At 69.2% G+C, this 18,011-nt stretch carries 15 protein-coding genes; 1 reads left to right on the forward strand and 14 read right to left on the reverse strand.

Annotation, left to right across the window (positions count from 1 at the left end; all coding sequences use genetic code 11):
* Positions 1-19 precede the first annotated feature (19 nt).
* Positions 20-1,966, forward strand: a complete 1,947-nt coding sequence (locus tag MMG85_RS02870; RefSeq protein WP_241044646.1) for an acetyl-CoA hydrolase/transferase C-terminal domain-containing protein — start codon at positions 20-22, stop codon at positions 1,964-1,966.
* 24 nt (positions 1,967-1,990) lie between these two features.
* Here MMG85_RS02870 and MMG85_RS18525 read toward each other — a convergent pair whose 3' ends face one another.
* The 14 genes from MMG85_RS18525 to MMG85_RS02940 form a co-directional block, all read right to left on the reverse strand.
* A complete protein-coding gene (locus MMG85_RS18525) occupies positions 1,991-2,557 on the reverse strand; it encodes a 2OG-Fe(II) oxygenase (RefSeq protein ID WP_241044647.1) in 567 nt (188 codons plus the stop codon).
* A gap of 13 nt (positions 2,558-2,570) precedes the next feature.
* A complete protein-coding gene (gene tkt / locus MMG85_RS02880) occupies positions 2,571-4,568 on the reverse strand; it encodes a transketolase (RefSeq protein ID WP_241044648.1) in 1,998 nt (665 codons plus the stop codon).
* A gap of 100 nt (positions 4,569-4,668) precedes the next feature.
* On the reverse strand, positions 4,669-5,982 hold the full coding sequence (locus MMG85_RS02885; RefSeq protein WP_241044649.1) for a dicarboxylate/amino acid:cation symporter: 1,314 nt from the start codon (positions 5,980-5,982) through the stop codon (positions 4,669-4,671).
* A gap of 58 nt (positions 5,983-6,040) precedes the next feature.
* A complete protein-coding gene (locus MMG85_RS02890; protein WP_241044650.1) occupies positions 6,041-7,717 on the reverse strand; it encodes a BatD family protein in 1,677 nt (558 codons plus the stop codon).
* The gene (locus MMG85_RS02895; protein ID WP_241044651.1) at positions 7,714-9,453 is read right to left on the reverse strand and encodes a tetratricopeptide repeat protein; all 1,740 of its coding nucleotides are present in this window, start codon (positions 9,451-9,453) and stop codon (positions 7,714-7,716) included. Before MMG85_RS02895 ends, MMG85_RS02890 begins: the two co-directional genes overlap by 4 nt.
* Positions 9,450-10,472: a VWA domain-containing protein gene (locus tag MMG85_RS02900; RefSeq protein WP_241044652.1), complete on the reverse strand. Its 1,023-nt coding sequence runs from the start codon at positions 10,470-10,472 to the stop codon at positions 9,450-9,452. Before MMG85_RS02900 ends, MMG85_RS02895 begins: the two co-directional genes overlap by 4 nt.
* Positions 10,469-10,924, reverse strand: a complete 456-nt coding sequence (locus MMG85_RS02905; RefSeq protein ID WP_241044653.1) for a DUF4381 domain-containing protein — start codon at positions 10,922-10,924, stop codon at positions 10,469-10,471. Before MMG85_RS02905 ends, MMG85_RS02900 begins: the two co-directional genes overlap by 4 nt.
* Before the next feature lie 2 nt (positions 10,925-10,926).
* Positions 10,927-11,823, reverse strand: coding sequence for a DUF58 domain-containing protein (locus tag MMG85_RS02910; RefSeq protein ID WP_241044654.1), 897 nt, complete (start codon positions 11,821-11,823; stop codon positions 10,927-10,929).
* Positions 11,824-11,842: 19 nt separating this feature from the next.
* A complete protein-coding gene (locus MMG85_RS02915; RefSeq protein WP_241044655.1) occupies positions 11,843-12,832 on the reverse strand; it encodes a MoxR family ATPase in 990 nt (329 codons plus the stop codon).
* A 168-nt stretch (positions 12,833-13,000) separates the two neighbouring features.
* The gene (locus MMG85_RS02920; protein ID WP_241044656.1) at positions 13,001-14,914 is read right to left on the reverse strand and encodes a type IV pilus secretin PilQ family protein; all 1,914 of its coding nucleotides are present in this window, start codon (positions 14,912-14,914) and stop codon (positions 13,001-13,003) included.
* Between the two features lie 14 nt (positions 14,915-14,928).
* On the reverse strand, positions 14,929-15,453 hold the full coding sequence (locus MMG85_RS02925) for a pilus assembly protein PilP (RefSeq protein ID WP_241044657.1): 525 nt from the start codon (positions 15,451-15,453) through the stop codon (positions 14,929-14,931).
* A complete protein-coding gene (gene pilO, locus MMG85_RS02930; RefSeq protein WP_241044658.1) occupies positions 15,450-16,142 on the reverse strand; it encodes a type 4a pilus biogenesis protein PilO in 693 nt (230 codons plus the stop codon). Before pilO ends, MMG85_RS02925 begins: the two co-directional genes overlap by 4 nt.
* Positions 16,139-16,894, reverse strand: a complete 756-nt coding sequence (locus MMG85_RS02935) for a PilN domain-containing protein (RefSeq protein ID WP_241044659.1) — start codon at positions 16,892-16,894, stop codon at positions 16,139-16,141. Before MMG85_RS02935 ends, pilO begins: the two co-directional genes overlap by 4 nt.
* Entirely contained in the window at positions 16,894-17,952 is a 1,059-nt protein-coding gene (locus MMG85_RS02940) for a pilus assembly protein PilM (RefSeq protein ID WP_055940108.1), read from the reverse strand. The genes MMG85_RS02935 and MMG85_RS02940 overlap by 1 nt, the downstream gene beginning before the upstream one ends.
* Positions 17,953-18,011: the final 59 nt, after the last annotated feature.

Below are 18,011 nucleotides of genomic sequence, written 5' to 3' on the forward strand. Positions count from 1 at the left end.
GCCTGCGTATTCTGGGCGCATGGCCAAGCACCTCACCGACCTCGACGACGCCGTCGAACTGATCCTGTCGCGCATCCACGGCCCGCTACGGATGGGCGCACCGCTGGGCATCGGCAAGCCGCACCGGCTGCTGAATGCCTTGTACGCACGCATCGCCGCCGACCCCTCGCGCAGATGGACGCTGTACACCGCGCTGTCGCTGGATCCGCCCGGTGGCGGCAAGGGGCTGGAGGCGCGCTTCGTGAAACCCTTCGCCGCGCGCCACTTCGGCGAGGACTTCCCGCGACTGGCCTACGTGCAGGCGATCAAGCGCGACGCCCTGCCTCCGAACATCGAAGTGGAAGAGTTCTACATGCAGGGCGGCGCGCTGCTGCGTTCGACGAGCGCGCAACGTCATTACGCCAGCCTCAACTACACCCATGTCGCCCGCGCACTGGCGGATCGCGAGGTCAACGTCATCGTGCAGAAGGTCGCGCGCGAGCCGGGTGGCACGCGGCTGTCGTTCTCGTGCAATAACGACCTCACCCTGGACACCGTGGACGCCATCGTCGCGCGCGGGCTGCCGCGTCCGCTGATGGTGGCCGAAGTCGATCCGCACCTGCCGTGGATCGGTGGCACCGCCGCCGTGAACGAGGACTACTTCGATCTCGTGCTGTCCCCGCCCGGCCCGTACCCCACGCTGTTCGGCCTGCCACGACAGCCGGTGTCCGACGTCGACTACGCCATCGGCCTGTATGCCAGCGCCCTCGTGCGCGATGGCGGCACGCTGCAGATCGGCATCGGCGCGTTGGCCGATGCCTTGTGCCACGCGCTGGTGCTGCGCCATACCGACAATGCCACCTATCGGCGCGCGCTGGCGGCGCTGGACCCTGAACTGGAACGGCACCCCGCCGTGGTCGCCTGTGGTGGACTCGACCCGTTCGCCATAGGCCTGTACGGCTGCAGCGAGATGGTCAACGAGGGCTTCAAGCGGCTGGTCGAGACCGGCGTGATCCGCCGCAAGGTGGCGGACGACGAAGCGCTGATGCAACGCATAGCCGACGGCACCGCCAACCTGGGCGACCAGGCGCGGCTGGAGCGCGACGGCGAGTATCTGCACGGCGCGTTCTACCTGGGTTCGCCCGCGTTCTACGACTGGCTGCGTAAGCTGCCGGACGACCAGCGTCGCGCCATCGGCATGCGCCGCATCAGCCTGATCAACGAACTGGAGCGCGGACGCGAGTCGCTGGCCCGCCTGCAGCGCCGCGACGCACGCTTCTTCAACTCCTGCATGATGGCCACCGCCTTGGGCGCGGCGGTGTCCGACGGCCTGGAAGACGGCCGCGTGGTGTCCGGCGTCGGCGGCCAGTACAACTTCGTCGACATGTCGAATGCGCTGGACGGCGCACGCAGCGTGCTGATGTTCCGCGCAGTGCGCGAGGAGGCCGGCAGCGCCGCGTCGAACGTGCGCTGGAACTACGGCCACACGACGATTCCGCGCCACCTGCGCGACCTGTACGTCAGCGAGTACGGCATCGCCGACGTGCGCGGCAAGAACGACGAGGACTGCATCATCGCCATGGGTGGCATCACCGATGCGCGCTTCCAGCAGGCCCTTGTCGATAGGGCGCAACGCGCCGGCAAACTTCGCAGCGGCTTCCATGCTCCGGGCCACTGGATCGACAACACGCCCGTGCACCTGTCCGCCCGGCTGCGCGTGTTCCGCCACGACGGCACCCTCCCCGACTACCCGCTGGGCAGCGACTTCACCGAGGTGGAGCAGCGCATCGTCGGCGCGCTCGGCTGGCTGAAGGCGAACACCGCCATGCCGTGGAAGAGGATCGGCACCGTGCTGCGCGCGCTGGGGGCGCGAACCGACGACGAGGAAGCCATGGCGCGCATGGAACTGTCAGCACCAGGAAGCCTCAACGAGCGGATCGGAGCGAAGCTGCTCGCGCTGGGCTTGCGTGAGGGCATGGCGCAGTGACGCGCCGGGCACAGCGGACTTCGATCAGCCCGCCGCGCGCTCCAGCTTCACCGCCAGGGTGAAGCGCGGTGCGTGACAGTTGCGGTTGGGTGGGCGACCGGCGTGCAGGATGTCGCCGTCGAATATCACCAGCCGTCCGGGCCGCGGGCTGACCGCGGCACGCACATCGCGTTGCTGATCGAAGAAGACTGTCTCGCCGCCCCATTCGTGGTCCCAGTGCTCGCACACGTACCACAACGCGGTCAGTTCGCCCGCGCCTTCCACGCAATCGACATGACTGAACAGCATGTCGCCGTAGTGCGCGACGTTGACGTAGCTGCGGTAGGGCCGATACGCCATGGCCGGCGCATGCACCGCCACCGCCGCCAGCGTGGGCGCGGTGAACGGCATGGCGGGCAGTCGGGCCAACGGGATCTCGGTGGCCCAATGGCGGTACTCGGCGGTGTCCGGTCGCGCGATCTCCGAGCGCGTGTAACCCGCCTGCAGCAGGACGCGGTGCAGTTCCGCCAGCTGCGGCGCCTCCAGCAGGCCGTCGAACACCGAGATGCGGCGTCCGTCGACCTGCTGCGTATAAGCGGGCGTGACCGTCACGGGCGTGACCCGCCTACAGCGCCTTCGCCGCCTCGACCACCGCCTCGGCGGTGATGCCGAAGTGCTTGTACAGCGCGTCGGCCGGCGCGGAGGCGCCGAACGTGGTCATGCCGACCACCACACCGTCCAGACCCACGTACTTACCCCAGAAGTCGCTGATCGCGGCCTCGACGGCGACGCGCTTGCGTACGGCCTTCGGCAGCACGGACTCGCGGTACGCGGCGTCCTGGCGGTCGAACACGTCGGTCGAGGGCATCGACACCAGGCGCGTCTTGACGCCTTGCGCGTCGAGCGTGGCCTTGGCCTGCGTGGCCAGGCCGACTTCCGAACCGGTGGCGATCAGGATGACGTCCGGCGTGCCGTCGGCATCGGCCAGCACATAGCCGCCGCGCGCGATCTCGCCCACCTGTGCATCGGTACGCGGCTGGTGCTGCAGGTTCTGGCGCGAGAACACCAGGCAGCTGGGGCCGTCCTGGCGCACGATGGCCTGCTTCCACGCCACCGCCGACTCGACCGCATCGCACGGACGCCACACGTCGTTGTTGGGAATGTAGCGCAGCGAGGCGAGGTGCTCGACCGGCTGGTGCGTCGGGCCGTCTTCGCCCAGGCCGATGGAGTCGTGCGTGTACACGTGGATCGCGTGCGCCGGGATCAGCGCGCTCATGCGCACGCCGTTGCGTGCGTAGTCGCTGAACACCAGGAAGGTGGCGTCGAACGGCACGAAGCCGCCATGCAGCGCCAGGCCGTTGGCGATGGCGGTCATGCCGAACTCGCGCACGCCGTAGTACACGTAGTTGGCGTTCGGGTCGGTGGTGGACACCGACTTGCTGGCCTTCCACAGCGTGAGGTTGGAATGCGCCAGGTCGGCCGAGCCGCCCACCAGTTCCGGCAGCAGCGGCGCGAAGGCTTCGATGGCGTTCTGCGAGGCCTTGCGCGAGGCGATGACCGGGCCTTCGGCCTGCACCTTGGCGATGTACGCATCGGCCTGCGCGACGAAGTCGGCCGGCAGTTCACCGGCGGCGCGACGCTTCAGTTCGGCGGCCTGTTCCGGGTACTGCGCAGCGTAGGCGTCGAACAGCGCGTTCCAGTCGGCTTCCAGCGCCTTGCCGGCGTCGACCTTGTTCCAGCCGGCGTAGATGTCGGCGGGAATCTCGAACGCGCCATGCGGCCATTCCAGCGCCGCGCGGGTGGCGTCCAGTTCGTCCTTGCCCAGCGGTGCACCGTGGCTGGATTCCTTGCCGGCCTTGTTCGGCGAACCGAAGCCGATGGTGGTGCGGCAGCAGATCAGCGTGGGTTTGTCGACCGCCTTCAGCGCGGTGTCGATGGCGGTCTTGATCTCGACCGGATCGTGGCCGTTGACGTTGCGCACCACCTGCCAGCCGTAGGCCTCGAAGCGCGCCGGCGTGTCGTCGGTGAACCAGCCGTCGGTGTTGCCGTCGATGGAAATCTTGTTGTCGTCCCAGAAGCAGACCAGCTTGCCCAGGCCCCAGGTGCCGGCGAGCGAGGCGGCTTCGTGGGACACGCCTTCCATCAGGCAGCCATCGCCCATGAAGACGAAGGTGCGGTGGTCGACGATGGCGTGGCCTTCGCGGTTGAAGCGCTGGGCCAGCAGCTTCTCGGCCAGCGCGAAGCCGACCGCATTGGCGAAGCCCTGGCCGAGCGGACCGGTGGTGGTCTCCACGCCCGGGGTTTCATGGCGCTCCGGGTGGCCGGCGGTCTTGCTGTGCAGCTGGCGGAAGTTCTTCAATTCCTGCAACGGCAGGTCGTAGCCGGCCAGGTGCAGCAACGCGTACTGCAGCATCGAGCCGTGGCCGTTGGACAGGATGAAGCGGTCGCGGTTCAGCCAGTGCGGGTTGGACGGGCTGTGGCGGTAGTAATCGTTCCACAGCACTTCGGCGATGTCCGCCATGCCCATGGGCATGCCGGGATGGCCGGAGTTGGCGGCCTGCACCGCGTCGGCGGCGAGGAAACGGATGGCGTTGGCGAGCTGGCGGCGGGTGGGCGTCGTCATGGCGGTCGGGGCAGAGGGGGCGGCGCCCGGCGGGCTGCGGGCCGCCCATTGTCCCACCCCCCGCCCGCCCTGTCGCGGTTGCGGGACCCCGGCGAGGGTGTTAGCCCGACGACGCCGGCAGCTTCACGTCCGCCTTCTCGCCCTTGGCGACCAGCGAGGCCAGGGTCAGGTCACCGGTGACATTCAGCGTGGTGCGGCACATGTCGAGGAAGTGGTTGACGCCCAGGATCAGGCCGATGCCGATGGGGTTCACGCCGACCATCGCGCAGATCAGCGCCACTACCGGCAGCGAGCCGGACGGCACGCCGGCCGTGCCGATGCCGCCCAGGATGCACACCAGCATCACCATGACCTGCTGGCCCAGCGACAGGTCCACGCCGAAGAACTGGGCCAGGAAGATCACCGTCACGCCCTCGAACAGCGCGGTGCCGTTCTGGTTGGCGGTGGCGCCCACGGTCAGCACGAAGCGCGACACCGTGCGCGGCAGGCCCAGCTTCTCGTCGGCCACGCGCAGCGCGGTCGGCAGCGTGGCGTTGCTGGAAGCGGTGGAGAACGCCATCACCATGGCTTCCTGCGCGCCGCGGAAGAACGCCAGCGGCGAGTAGCCGGCCAGCTTCAGCGCGACCGAATAGCTGACCAGCAGGTGCAGCGCCAGCGCCAGCACGACCACACCGACGTAGGCGCCCAAGCGCACCAGCAGGTCGAAGCCGAAGATCGCGGCCAGGTTGAACATGAAGCAGGCCACCGCGTACGGCGCCAGGCGGATGACCAGGCCGATCAGCGTCATCGAGATCTCGAACACGCCCTCGATGCCGCGCTTGAGGATGCCGGTGTTCTCCGACGGCGACAGCACCAGGCCGATGCCGAACATCACCGCGAAGAACATCAGCGACAGGATGGCCGCGTTGCTGGAAGCCGCGCCGATCACGTTGTCCGGCACGATCGACAGCAGCATGTCCATGCCGGTGGCCTGCGTGCCGACGCTGGCGACGATCTCCTTCGTCCGCTCGGCGTTCTCCGCGATCAGCTGCTGCGCCATCGCCGGGTCCACGCCCACGCCCGGCTTGAGCACGTTGACCAGCACCAGACCCAGCAGCACCGCCACCGCCGACAGCAGGATGGTGTAGGCCAGCGTTTTCCAGCCGATCCGCCCCAGCGCGCGGATGTCGCCCATCTCGGCGATGCCGCAGACCAGCGCCGAGAACAGCAGCGGCACGATCAGCATGAAGATCAGGTTGAGGAAGATCTTGCTGAAGGGCGTGGTGACGTACTTGGTGACGTCCTGCACCCAGCCCGCGTCGCCCTGCCCGGTGGCGTGCACGATGAGCCCGACGATCAGGCCGACCGCGAAACCGATGGCCATCTTCCAGTGCAGCGGCAGCTTGGCGCGGGTGGCGGGCGTGGCGTCGGTCATCAGGCGGTCCTGCGGAGACAAAGGCCGGAGCTTAGCAAACCCGGCCGGACGGACCGGCTCAACGCGGATACAGGGGCGGCAGGGGCTCGGTCGCGGCGATCGCACCCGCGCGCCGCCATTGCGGCCCGCCGCGGAAGGCTTCGCGCAGCGCCAGGCGGGCCTGCGCCGGATCGCCGCCGGCCCAGCGGGCACGCCGCAACAGATCCACGGCAGCACGCTGTGCGGGCACGTCGAGGCGACGCTGCAGGTCGTCCAGGTCGGTGGCCGCCGGCCGCGCCATGCCGGAGAGCACGTGCTCGATGTCGTCCAGATCGCCGGCATCGAGCACGCGCTTCAGGTCGGCGGCGGTATGGGTCGCAGGCGGCGCCGTGACCAGGGCAGCCTCCATCGCAGGCGCCCGGGGACGCGCCACGCGCGCACCGCCCTGCCGGCGCGACAGCCCCCACAGCAACGTCGCCAGCCAGAGCAGGGCGAACCCTGCCGCCAGCCATGGCCAGATCCGTGCCGGGATGCGGCGCTCGCCGGCCAGCGCGATGACGCCGTCCTCCACTGCGTCCTGCGATGTCGCGGACGACAGGTCCGTCGCGGCCGGACGCGCAGCCGGTCCGCTGCCGACCACCACCGGTATCGTCATGTGGGGCAACGTCGCACGCCTGGCGGCGCCGGCGCGGACGTCCCACCAGGCCATCGCCACGCCGGGCACGGTCAGCGGGCCCGGCTGCGACGGCACGATGGAATAGCGGCGCGTCAGTTTCACCTGCGGCGTGCCACCCACGAAGCTCTCGTCGTACTGCGGGGGCTCGGCGAACACCTGCGCGCCGGGCACCGTGGGCGCAGGCAGCTCCGGCAACTGCGCCTGGGTGGCGCCGACGACCGTGGTCTCGACCGCGAACGTGGCCGCTTCGCCGGTACGCATCTGTTCCGGCACGGCGGTGTAGCGCAGCCGCAGGTCGCGCACCGGCAACCACGGCTGCGGCGCGTCCGCCGGCTGCGGTCGGACCTGCAGCGTGCGTGGCGCTCCGGTGATGTTGACCTCGCGGCTGTTGCCCCCCAGCAGGTCGTCCATCCAGCCGCCCGCGCCACGCCCACTGAAGCGCGCGCCCGGCAGCGTCAGCGGACCGCTGCGCTCGGGCACCAGCAGGAAGCGGCGCTCGGCCGTGTTGTAGCGGCGCCCGTCGATCTCGCGGCTCGACTGCACGATCTCGCCAACCCGCTGCAGCAGCGCGCCTTCGGGCGGATCCAGGTCCAGCTGGCCGGAGACCAGCGGCGTGGCGTAGAACAACCGGACGGTGACACCGACCGACTGCTGCACGTAAGGACGGGCATCGTCGACCTCGGTTTCGACGAACACCAGGCCGTTGGACGCGGCACTCGCCGTCGCCGTCGCGCTGACCTCCAGCACCAGCGGCACCGTGCGCTCGTTGCCCACCTGCAACGCGGGAATCGCCAGCGTTCCCGCGCGACGCGGACGCAAGGTCAGCGCGAACGTCGTGCTGCTGCCCACGCGCCCGTTGACCAACCGCACGCTGCGGCTGTCGGACTGGCCTTCCACCTCGAAGTCGCGCATCAGCGGCGTGAGATCAGGTGTGGCGGACACCGCGTCGGTCTCCACGTTCAGCGTCACCGCCTGGCCCAGCGTCACCTGCGACTGTTCCAGCCACGCACGCGTCGCGGCCAGCGACGACAGCGGCCACGCCAGCAGCACGCACACCAGCCACCACACCCGATGCTTCATCGTCCTTCCCTCTGCCGGCGTTCCTGTTCGAGCCGGAACTTCGCCTTGAGCAGCGAACCGGGCTCGTCCGGCACGCGCTTGAGCCACGCATCGACCGCCTGCCGGCGCTCGCGTTGTTCGGCCGTTTCCGCCTGCACGACCGGCTCGCCCGGTGCGGGCTGCCCTGCGCGCTGCGCGGAGTCGCGCGCCATCGCGTCGCGCATGCGCTCGCGCTGCGCCGCATCGGCGGCGGACTGGGTGGCGGCGTCCGGTGGCGTGCGGGAGGAAGCAGGCGACGGGGCAGGCGGTGTCTTTCCGGGACGCTGCGATGCAGGTTTGTCCGCTGCCGGCGGGGGCGGCGTCTCCTGCTTGCTACCCGGATCGGACGTCGCGTCGCCCTGCGATCCTTTGGCGTCCTGATTGCCCGCTCCCTGCTGTCCCGGCTTGCCCTGCCCTTCGCCCGATGACGGGGGTCGCTTGCGCGCGGCGTCGACGGCGGCGCGGTTTGCCACCGCATCCTGCATGCCGGGTTGCGCACGCAGCGCGCGGTCGTACGCGGCGATGGCGTCGTCGTAACGCTGCTGTTTCGCCAGCGCATTGCCGAGGTTGTACCAGCCTTCGGCGCTGTCGACGCCGGTGAAGGCCTGCTCGGCCGCGGCGTAGTCGCCCTGCCGGTACGCATCGACGCCCTGCACGACGCGCGCGTGTTCCGCCTGGTCGGCGCGCCGCCACCAGTCGATGCCGGCCGCAGACGCGGGCGACGCCATCGGCAGCCACAACACGCCGACCAGGGCGAGTGCCGCGCCGCGACGGAATCCCAGCAACGCGAGCGCCATCAGCGGGATCAGCAGCCAGTAGCCTTCGTCGCGCCACGCCTTGCCGCCGCTCGACGTGGTGCCTTCGGTCGCCAACGCGGACGACCGCATACCCAGCGCAGCGATGTCGCCGTCATCGGCGGTCAGTGCGTGATAGCGTCCGCCGCCTGCGGTCGCCAGTCCGCGCAGCGACGCGGCATCCAGCGCCGCGCGTCCGATCACGCCATCACTGCCGCGGTAGGCGGCACCGGACGCGGTACCCAGTCCCAGCGAAGACACGGTGTAGCCCTGCGCGCGGGCGGACGCCGCCGCGGCCACCGCCGCGCTGTCCGCACGGTCGGTCAGGATCAGGATGTCGCCGCGACGCGCGTCCGCCTGCGCCAGCAAGCGCGCCGCCCATGCGATGCCACGATCCGCATGTTGCCCATCCCGCGGCATGATCTCGGGCGACAGTTCGTCGAGGAACAGGCCGATGTTGGCGGTGTCCTCGGTGAGCGGCGTCACCGTGAAGGCATCGTCCGCATACGCCACCAGCGCGACGGGACTGCCCGCGCGCACCTGCAGCACCTGGGCCAACTTCGCCCGCACCTGCAGCAGCCGCGACGGCGGCAGATCGGCAGCAGTGATCCGGCTGGAGAGGTCGAGCACGACGACCAGCGGACGCTGCGTCTGCCAGAGCGGCTGATCGGCCTGCCGCCAGCTGGGACCGGCCAGCGCCAGCACCGCGAGCACGTACGCCATCGCCGCGACCACCACGCCTGCGCGCGCGCCGCTGCCGCCGGTCACCAGAAGATGCGGCAACAGGTGTGCATCGACATGGCCGCGCCACGCGCTGCGCCGCTGCCGCTGCGCGCGCCATGCCCAGGCCAGCACGGGCAATGCCGCCAGCGCCCACAGCCAGTGCGGACGCAGGAAATGCAGCGCGGTCAAGTCGAACGTCATGCCCGCCTCCGTGGCAGCAGGACGGCAAGCAGCGCCACCAAGAGCGCCGCCGCGAGCGGCCAAGCATAGCGCTCGATGCGCGGACGCACCGCCTTGCCGGGTTGTTCGACCGGCTCCAACTGGTCCAGTTCGGCATAGATGCCCGCCAGCTCGCGGGTGTCCCGTGCGCGATAGAAACGCCCGCCGGTCTGCGCGGCGACATCGCGCAGCGTCGCCTCGTCGATGGCCTCCGGTGAGCTCGCCGGCATCGGCAGGGGAATGCCGAACACGCTGATGCCGCCATCGCCACCGAAGGCGATGGTGTGGATGCGCACGCGTTCTTCCTTCGCCAGCTCCGCCGCCTTCTGCGGCGTCAGCACGCCGGCGGAATTGACGCCGTCGGTGAGCAGGATCAGTACGCGCTGGCCTTCCTGCTGCATGCGCAGGCGGCGAACGGCCAGGGCGATCGCGTCGCCAATGGCGGTCTCGCGTCCGGCCAGGCCGGCGACGGCGTCGCGCAGTTGCTCGCGCACGGTCTGCAGATCGCGCGTCAGCGGTGTCATCGCGTACGCACGCTGGCCGAACACCAGCAGGCCGACGCGATCGCCATCGCGACGGTCGAGGAAGTCGGCAAGCACCGCCTTCGCAGCCGTCAGCCGATCCACCACGGCGCCGCCCAGCTCCATGTCGGGTTCGGTCATGCTGCCCGACAGGTCTACCGCCAGCATCAGGTCGCGCCCACTCACCGGCGGCGTCACTGCTTCGCCGAACTGCTGGGGCCGCGCCGCGGCCGCGCACAGCAGGAACCACGCCAGCCACGCCAGCGCGGCGGCACGCCTGGGCAATCCGCGCCCGCCCTGGCGGGCGATCGCCTGCACCGAAGATCCGTAAGGCACCTTCAACGCATCGGTCTGGGTGCGTCGCGCCGGCAGCAGCCAGCCGACCAGCCACGGCAACGGAAACGCCAGCCAGAGCCAGGGCCACGCGAAGCCGGCATAGCCATCCTGCAGCCACTGCAGGGCGGGCAACGACAGGCTCATCGCGTGCCCGCCATCAGTTCGAGGAATCGCGCGCGCGCCACCGCCGTGGCCGACGCAAGATCGGCAGGAGCGACGTCGCGGCGATAGCCACCGTCGAGCAACAGCCGGCCGGGACCCTGCGAGAACGCGTGGCCGCCTCGCCTGCCATCGAGGAACGCGAGCCACGCTTCGCCTTCCAGCCGGTCGGCGGCAGGATCCAGTCGACGTGCGGCCCGGCGCAGCCGTTCGGACATCGAAGCCACCCGGTCGGCAGGCGTGCCGGCCTCGCTCGCCACATCGAACCAGCGCAGCCACGTCTGGCGCCGGCGATGCCGGTGCACGCGCCAGGCCACCACGCCAACCACCACCAGCAGCACGGCCGCCACCACCAGCCACCAGCCCGGCGCGAGCGGCCACCACGGCGGCGACGCAGGCACGTGCACATCGCGCAACACCAGCGTGGCCAAGGCCATGCTCAGGCCACCTGCGGCTGGGCGCGACCCAGCGCGACCAGCCAGGCATCGCTGGAGGCCTCGGTCGACAGCGTGCGCACCTGCACGCCGCGTGCCGGCAGGCGATCGAGCGCGCGTTCGAGGGGCTGCTGGAATTCGGCACGCCACGCCTCGCGCTGCGCGTCGCTGGCCAGGTCCAGTTCGACGCGCTGGCCGCCCAGCGCGAACGGCAGACGCTGCAATGGCGGCGACGTTTCCAGCGGATCGGTCAGCAGCAGGACGATGACGTCGTGGTGCGCGGCCAGCGCTGGCCAGCGCGATTCGGGGATGGACGCCAGGCTGTGCGGATCGGCGAGTACCAGCAGGCGCGACCCCGGCCGCAGCAGGCGCGCCGCATGATCCAGCGCGAAAGCCAGGCCGAGGTCCTCCTTGGGCGGCATCGCATACCAGCGCACCAGCGCGTCCAGCACCCGCAATGCACCCCGCGTGCCACCGGCGGGAGGTACGGGCGCTTCCGTCATGCTGCCACGCAGGATGGCGAGACGATCGCCCTCGCGCACCGCCTGCCAGGCGGCAACCGCGCCCGCACGCGCGGCCTGCACCGACTTGAAGCGCGTGCGCGTGCCGAAGTACAGCAGCGGCGACGTATCGGACACGATCAGCGTGAGCCGCTCGCGCTCGGCCTGGAACAGTTTGGTATGCGTGCGGCCGCTGCGCGCGGTCAGGCGCCAGTCGATGTGGCGGACGTCGTCGCCGGCGACGTATTCGCGCGACTCCGCGTATTCCATCCCGCGCCCGCGCAATGGCGACGCGGAGGGGCCGGTGATCGAGTGACGTCCGCGCCGCGCTGGCGGACGCCGCTGCGCGAGCGCGCGCAACGCGATCAGCTCGGCCAGGGTGGGCGTGATGCCTTCGCTCATGGCGCCGTGCCGTCCGGGCTCAGGGCAACGGAACCACGTCGAGCAACGCCTTCACCAGCCGGTCGCCATCCCAGCCTTCCGCGGTGGCTTCGTAGCTGGGCAGCACGCGGTGACGCAACACGTCCGGCGCGATGGCGCGGATGTCGTCGGGCGTGACGTAATCGCGGCCCGCCAGCCAGGCGCGCGCGCGCGCGCATCGTTCCAGGGCGATGGAGCCGCGCGGGCTCGCGCCCCAGGCGATGCGTCGCGCCAGCGACGCGTCATAACGGGACGCATCGCGCGAGGCGAGCACGAGTTCGATCAGATAACGCTCCAGTGCCGGCGCAAGGTGCAGGTCCAGCACTTGCGTCCGCGCTTCGAACACATCTTCCAACGGCATCCGCGCGACCGCGGCGGGAACGGATTGCATCTGCTCGCGCGCCCGGTCGCGTGCCAGGCGCAGGATGTCGGCCTCGGCCGCCGCTTCCGGATAACCGATCTTCACGTGCATCAGGAAGCGGTCGAGCTGCGCCTCCGGCAACGGGAACGTGCCTTCCTGCTCGATCGGGTTCTGCGTGGCCATCACCAGGAACAGGGCCGGCAGCGGATACGTGTGCCGCCCCACCGTCACCTGCCGCTCGCCCATGGCCTCCAGCAGGGCCGACTGCACCTTGGCCGGCGCACGGTTGATCTCGTCGGCGAGCAGCAACGGATGGAAGATCGGCCCGGCCTGGAACTCGAAGCGCCCTTCCTGTGGACGCCACACTTCGGTGCCCGTCAGGTCCGCCGGCAGCAGGTCGGGCGTGAACTGCACGCGCGCGAACTCGGCCTGCAACCGCGACGCCAGCGCCCGGATGGCGGTGGTCTTGGCCAGCCCCGGCGCGCCTTCCACCAGCAGATGGCCATCAGCCAGCAGGGCGATCAGCAGGCGCTCCACCAGCGCCGACTGCCCGACGATGGTCTGCGACAGATCCTCGCGCAGGGCGGAAAAGCGATCGAACAGGCGGGCATCGGGCGGCATGCTATCCATGGGCTCGGGACGGTCCGGGTGGTGCGCGTGGGACCGTCAGTGTGCCACGCGGGTTCCCGTCGTCCCCGTGCGGAACGGCAGGGGTTCAGCGCCGAGTTCGCGACGCTTTGCCCCGAAAATAAAACGGGCCGCAGAAGCGGCCCGTTTCGTGTACTGCAACACCCTGGATCAGCGCTTTGCGACCGACAACACCTTGGGCGTGATGAAGATCAGCAGTTCCGCCTTCTCCTTGCTGCGACCCTTCTTCTTGAACAGGTTGCCCAGGAACGGGATGTCGCCCAGGAACGGTACCTTGGCGACGCTGGTGCGGTCGGTGAACTCGTAGACGCCGCCGATCACGACCGTCTGGCCATCCTCGACCAGCACGGCGGTGTTGATCTCGCGCTTGTCGATCGTGGGCACGCTGCCGTAACCCTCGAGGACGATGAACTCGGCCACTTCGTCCTTCTTGACGTTGAGGTTCAGGAAGACGCGGTCGTCGTTGGTGATGGTCGGCATCACCTTCAGTTCGAGCAGTGCTTCCTTGAATTGCACGTTCGGCGTGGCCACGCCACCCTGGCCGGCGGTGATCGTGACGTAACCGATCTCCCTGCCCTGGCGGATAACGCCCTCGCGCTGGTTGGCGGTGACGATGCGCGGGTTGGAGATCACCTCACCGCGACCTTCCTCCTGCATCGCCGACAGCTCAAGATCGATCGAGAAGTTGCGCCCCAGCAGGGTGTACGCCAGCGCGCCAGCGGCCGCTTCCGTGAAGGTCTCCGCAGGCAGGTTGACGTTCAGCGCACCGGGCGTGATCGGGCGGGAGGGATCGGCGATGTTGCCTGCGTTGCCGCCCAGCGACCCGCCGATGCCCTGGCTGCGGTCACCGAAGCGACGGCCCTGCACACCGAAGCGGGCGCCCAGGTCGCGCGCGAAGGTGTCGCTGGCGATGACGATGCGGCCTTCGATCAGCACCTGATCGACCGGACGGTCGATCATCGAGATCAGCTCGCGCATCTGCGCGACCTTCTTCGGGATGTCGCTGATCATCAGCATGTTGGTGCGCTCGTCGGCGACGATGCGGCCACGCGGGGATAGGAAGCCGTTCTCGTTCTGGCTGTTGCCGCCGCCGCCGCCACCGCTACCCTGGTTGCCGATGCCCTTGGCCTCGGTCAACGCCTTGAAGATCGCGGCGGCGCTGTGATAGTTGACCTGGACGTAGTCGGTCACCATGTCCTGGCGATTCTCGATCGCGATGCGGGCGTCTTCCTTGTCCTGCTCGAACTTGGCCAGCTCGGGCTGCGGCGCGACCCAGACCACGGCGCCGTCACGGCGCTTGTCCAAGCCCTTGGCGCGCAGCACGATGTCCAGTGCCTGGTCCCACGGCACGTTGACCAGCCGCAGCGTGACGTTGCCCTGCACGGTGTCGGACGCGACGATGTTGAGGTTCGATTCTTCGGCGATCAGCTGCAGCACCGTGCGTACCGGCACGTCCTGGAAGTTGAACGTCACCGGGCGACCGCTGTAGCGACGTGCTTCGGCCGCCACTTTCTGCGCAGCGGCCACCACCGCCGAGGCGCTGGTGCCGGAGCTCGTGCTGGCGCCGCCCATGGCTTTCTGCGCCGCGCGCGGCACGATCTCGACGACGTACTCGTTGCCGGACTGGTAGGCCAGCGACTCGAAGTCACCGCGCGTGCTGAGCACCAGCTGCGTACCGCCGCCCTTGCTCTGTGCGTCGACGCGCTGTACCGGGGTCGCGAAGTCGACCACGTTGAGTGCGCGCTGCAGCGATGCCGGCAGCGTGGCATTGCCGACGCTGACCACCACGCCGTCACCCTGGTTGCGCAGGTCGGGCGCAGCGCCCTGTCCGTCGAACTTGATCACGAGGCGGCCGGCCCCGTCTTCCCCGCGCCGGAAGTCGATGTTGGACACCGACACGGCCGAGGCGGACTGGGTGGCGGGGGACGTCGCGTGCGTCGTCGGCGAGACGGCACCTGCAGCGCTTGCCGCGGCAAACAGGCCGATGGCCAGCCCCAGAGAGCAGAGCCGGAAGGTAGCCAGGCGCCGGGACGGCCGCAGGCGGTAGGCATTCGTAGCGGTCATCGTGTATCCCCCAATCATTGATCTTCAAGCGCCAGCGATGCCGGCCGTTCCAGCCAGCCGCCCGCGCCATCCGGCACTAGTTCGACAAGTTCGACGCCATCTTCGCGGACCGAGGTGACCCGGCCATCGCTCTGGCCCAGATAGTTCCCCGGACGTACCCGGTAGGTGACCTTGTCGGGTCCCATCACCAGTGCCACCAGACCTGCCCCCTTGCCGATCGTACCGACCATGTCCAGGCTGTCCAGCGGGTACTGCTCCAGTGTTTCCTTGCGGCGATCCGGGTCGGGCCGAAGCCCGCCGGTATCGGTGTTGCTCCAGGCATTGCTGAAAGGATCGCGCAACGTCTGTGCGGCGTACTCGAAGGTCTCGAACTGCTGCATCACCGGCAGCGGCTCCAGCGGCGGCGCGGGGCGTGCACGCACGTCCTCCACCCACTTCTCCAGGTTCGGGGCATCGCCCGGCGTGCTGGTGACACCGCGTGCGCAGCCGGACGTCACCAGGACGGCGAGGATCATCCAGTGCCAGTTGCTGCGCATCATGGGGCTCCTCCCGACTTCTTGGCCGCGCCCTTCTTGCCGTCGGCCTTCGCCGCTTCGGCGGCCGCGGCCTCCTGCTCGGCGACCTCGGTTTCATCGAGATAGCGGTAGGTCTTGACCGTGCCGGACAGCTCCAGGGCGCCGCGGTTGATGCCGCCCTTGCCTTCCTTCGGCTGCAGCGAGATGTCGTGCATGGTCAGGATGACCACGCGCGGCAACGACGCCACGCCGCTGACGAAGGCGCCGAACTGGTGGTAATTGCCCACCATGCGCAGCTGGATCGGCTTCTCGGCGTAGAACTCCTTGAGCGTTTCCGGCTGCGGCTGGAACAGCTCGTTGGTCAGGCCGCTGGAAAGAGCGGTCTGCGAGATGTCGATGATCAGGTCCGGCATCTCCGTCTTGCTGGGCAGCTGGCGCAGCATCTGCTGCAGCACCTGCTCCATCTGCGCCAACTGCTGCTTCAGCGGCTCGAGGTTGGCGGCCTTGGCCTGCTCCTTCTCGAAATCCTGGCGCAGGCGGACTTCTTCCTGCTCCAGCGACTCCAGCGTCTGCGTCTTGCCCCTCACGAAGAGGAAGTAGGACATGGCGAGGATGAAGATCGCCAGCACCACGCAGAACCCCATCTTGGCGTTCTTGGGCCAGGCACCGATGTTGTTGATGTCCAGGTTCTTGAGCGAGGTCTTCTGGCTCATGAGTTGCTCCCGGAAGCCGGGGGAGTGGCGCCTGCCGGAGCGGCGGGCGCGGGGGCGGCGGGTACCGGCGCGGAAGGCTGGCCTTCCAGCGGTGCGGGCGCGGGTGCCGGTGCTGCGGCCGGTGAATTCGGATCGGCGGGTGCCTCGCCGGCGGCGGCGGACTCGGCCTCCTGCTCGGCGGTCGGATTGGCCAGCCTGACCTGCAGCGTGAACACGTACGGCAGCGCACTGCCGGCACCGGTGTTGGTCAGCGTTTTGACCTCTTCCGGCTTGGCTTCGATGATCGACAGCTCGGGCTTGGTCATCCAGCCGGAGGTCTCGAGATTGCGCATGTAGGCACTGACGCGCGCGTTGGACTGTGCACGGCCCTGCAGCGTCAGCACCTCGCCATCCTGCTTGATGTTGGCCAGCATCACGCCATCGGGAATGGTGCGGACCAGCGAGTCGAACAGGTGGACCATCTGCGAACGGTTGGCCTGCAGCTTCTCGATCACTTCCTTGCGGGCCAGCAGGCGGCGCTTCTGCTCGTCGAGCTTCTCGATTTCCTTGTTCTGCGCCTGGACCTTGGCGATCTCGTCCTTGAGGAAGTCGTTGCGCTCGGTCTGGCCGGACACCTGGCGGTCATAGTGGAACCACAACAGGAACGACAGCAGCAGGCCGGCGATCGCGGCAGCGCCCAGCATGACGTAGAACTCGCGCTGGCGCTGCACACGACGTTCGGCACGCCATGGGAGTAGGTTGATTTTTGCCATCAGTCGAAGCTCCTCAAAGCCAGGCCGGTGGCGATCATCAACGCGGGCGCGTCCTGCGCCAGCGCATGCGCCTGCACGCGCGGGCCGAGGGTCATCTGGGCCAGCGGGTTGGCGACCACCGTCGGCACGCCGAGCTGTTCTTCCACCATCTCCGGCAGGCCGGGCAGTGCGGCGCAACCGCCGGCCAGCACGATCTGGTCGACGCGGTTGAACTCGCTGCCGGCATAGAAGAACTGCAGCAGGCGACTGATCTGCTGAACGGTGGCTTCCTTGAACGGCTCCAGCACTTCGACTTCGTAGCTTTCCGGCAGGCCGCCCTGGCGCTTGGCCAGGCCGGCTTCCTCGTAGGTCAGGCCGTAGCGGCGCATCACTTCGTCGGTGAGCTGCTTGCCGCCGAACACCTGCTCGCGGCTGTACAGGCTGCGGCCGCGACGCAGGACGTTGAGCGTGGTCATGGTGGCGCCGATGTCGACCAGGGCCACCACGCCGTCCTGAGGGATCGGCAGGTCGGTGGCCATCAGGGCGAAGGCGTTCTCCACCGCGAAGGCTTCCACGTCCATCACCCGCGCAGTCAGGCCGCCGAGCTCCAGCGCCGACTGGCGCAGCTCGACGTTCTCCGAACGCGACGCCGCGAGGAGCACCTGCACCATCTCCGGGTTGTTGGGCATGGCGCCCAGCACCTCGAAGTCGATGTTCACTTCCTCGATGGGATACGGGATGTAGTTGACGGCCTCGAGTTCGACCTGGGCTTCCAGGTCGTTCTCGTCGAGGTCGGCAGGCATCGGGATGATCTTGGTGATCACCGCCGACCCGGCGACGGCCGCAGCGGCGTACTTCGCCTTGCTGCCCGCACGGTTGACCGCGCGGCGGATGGCTTCGCCGACCGCCTCGACTTCGACGATGTTCTTCTCGACCACGGCATTGGGCGGCAACGGCTCGACCGCGTAGTGTTCAACCCGGTAACGGTTGCCCACACGCGACAGCTGCAGCAGCTTTACCGCAGTCGAACTGATGTCGACGCCGATCAGCGGCGACTGGCTTTTTGGGATTAGCCCCACGGTCTTTCCCCTTCCGACGGGCACTGGGCGCATGACGTGCGCCGACATTAATAACCAAC

It is taken from the genome of Pseudoxanthomonas sp. LH2527 (assembly GCF_022539275.1).
In the GTDB taxonomy this organism is placed as follows: domain Bacteria; phylum Pseudomonadota; class Gammaproteobacteria; order Xanthomonadales; family Xanthomonadaceae; genus Pseudoxanthomonas_A.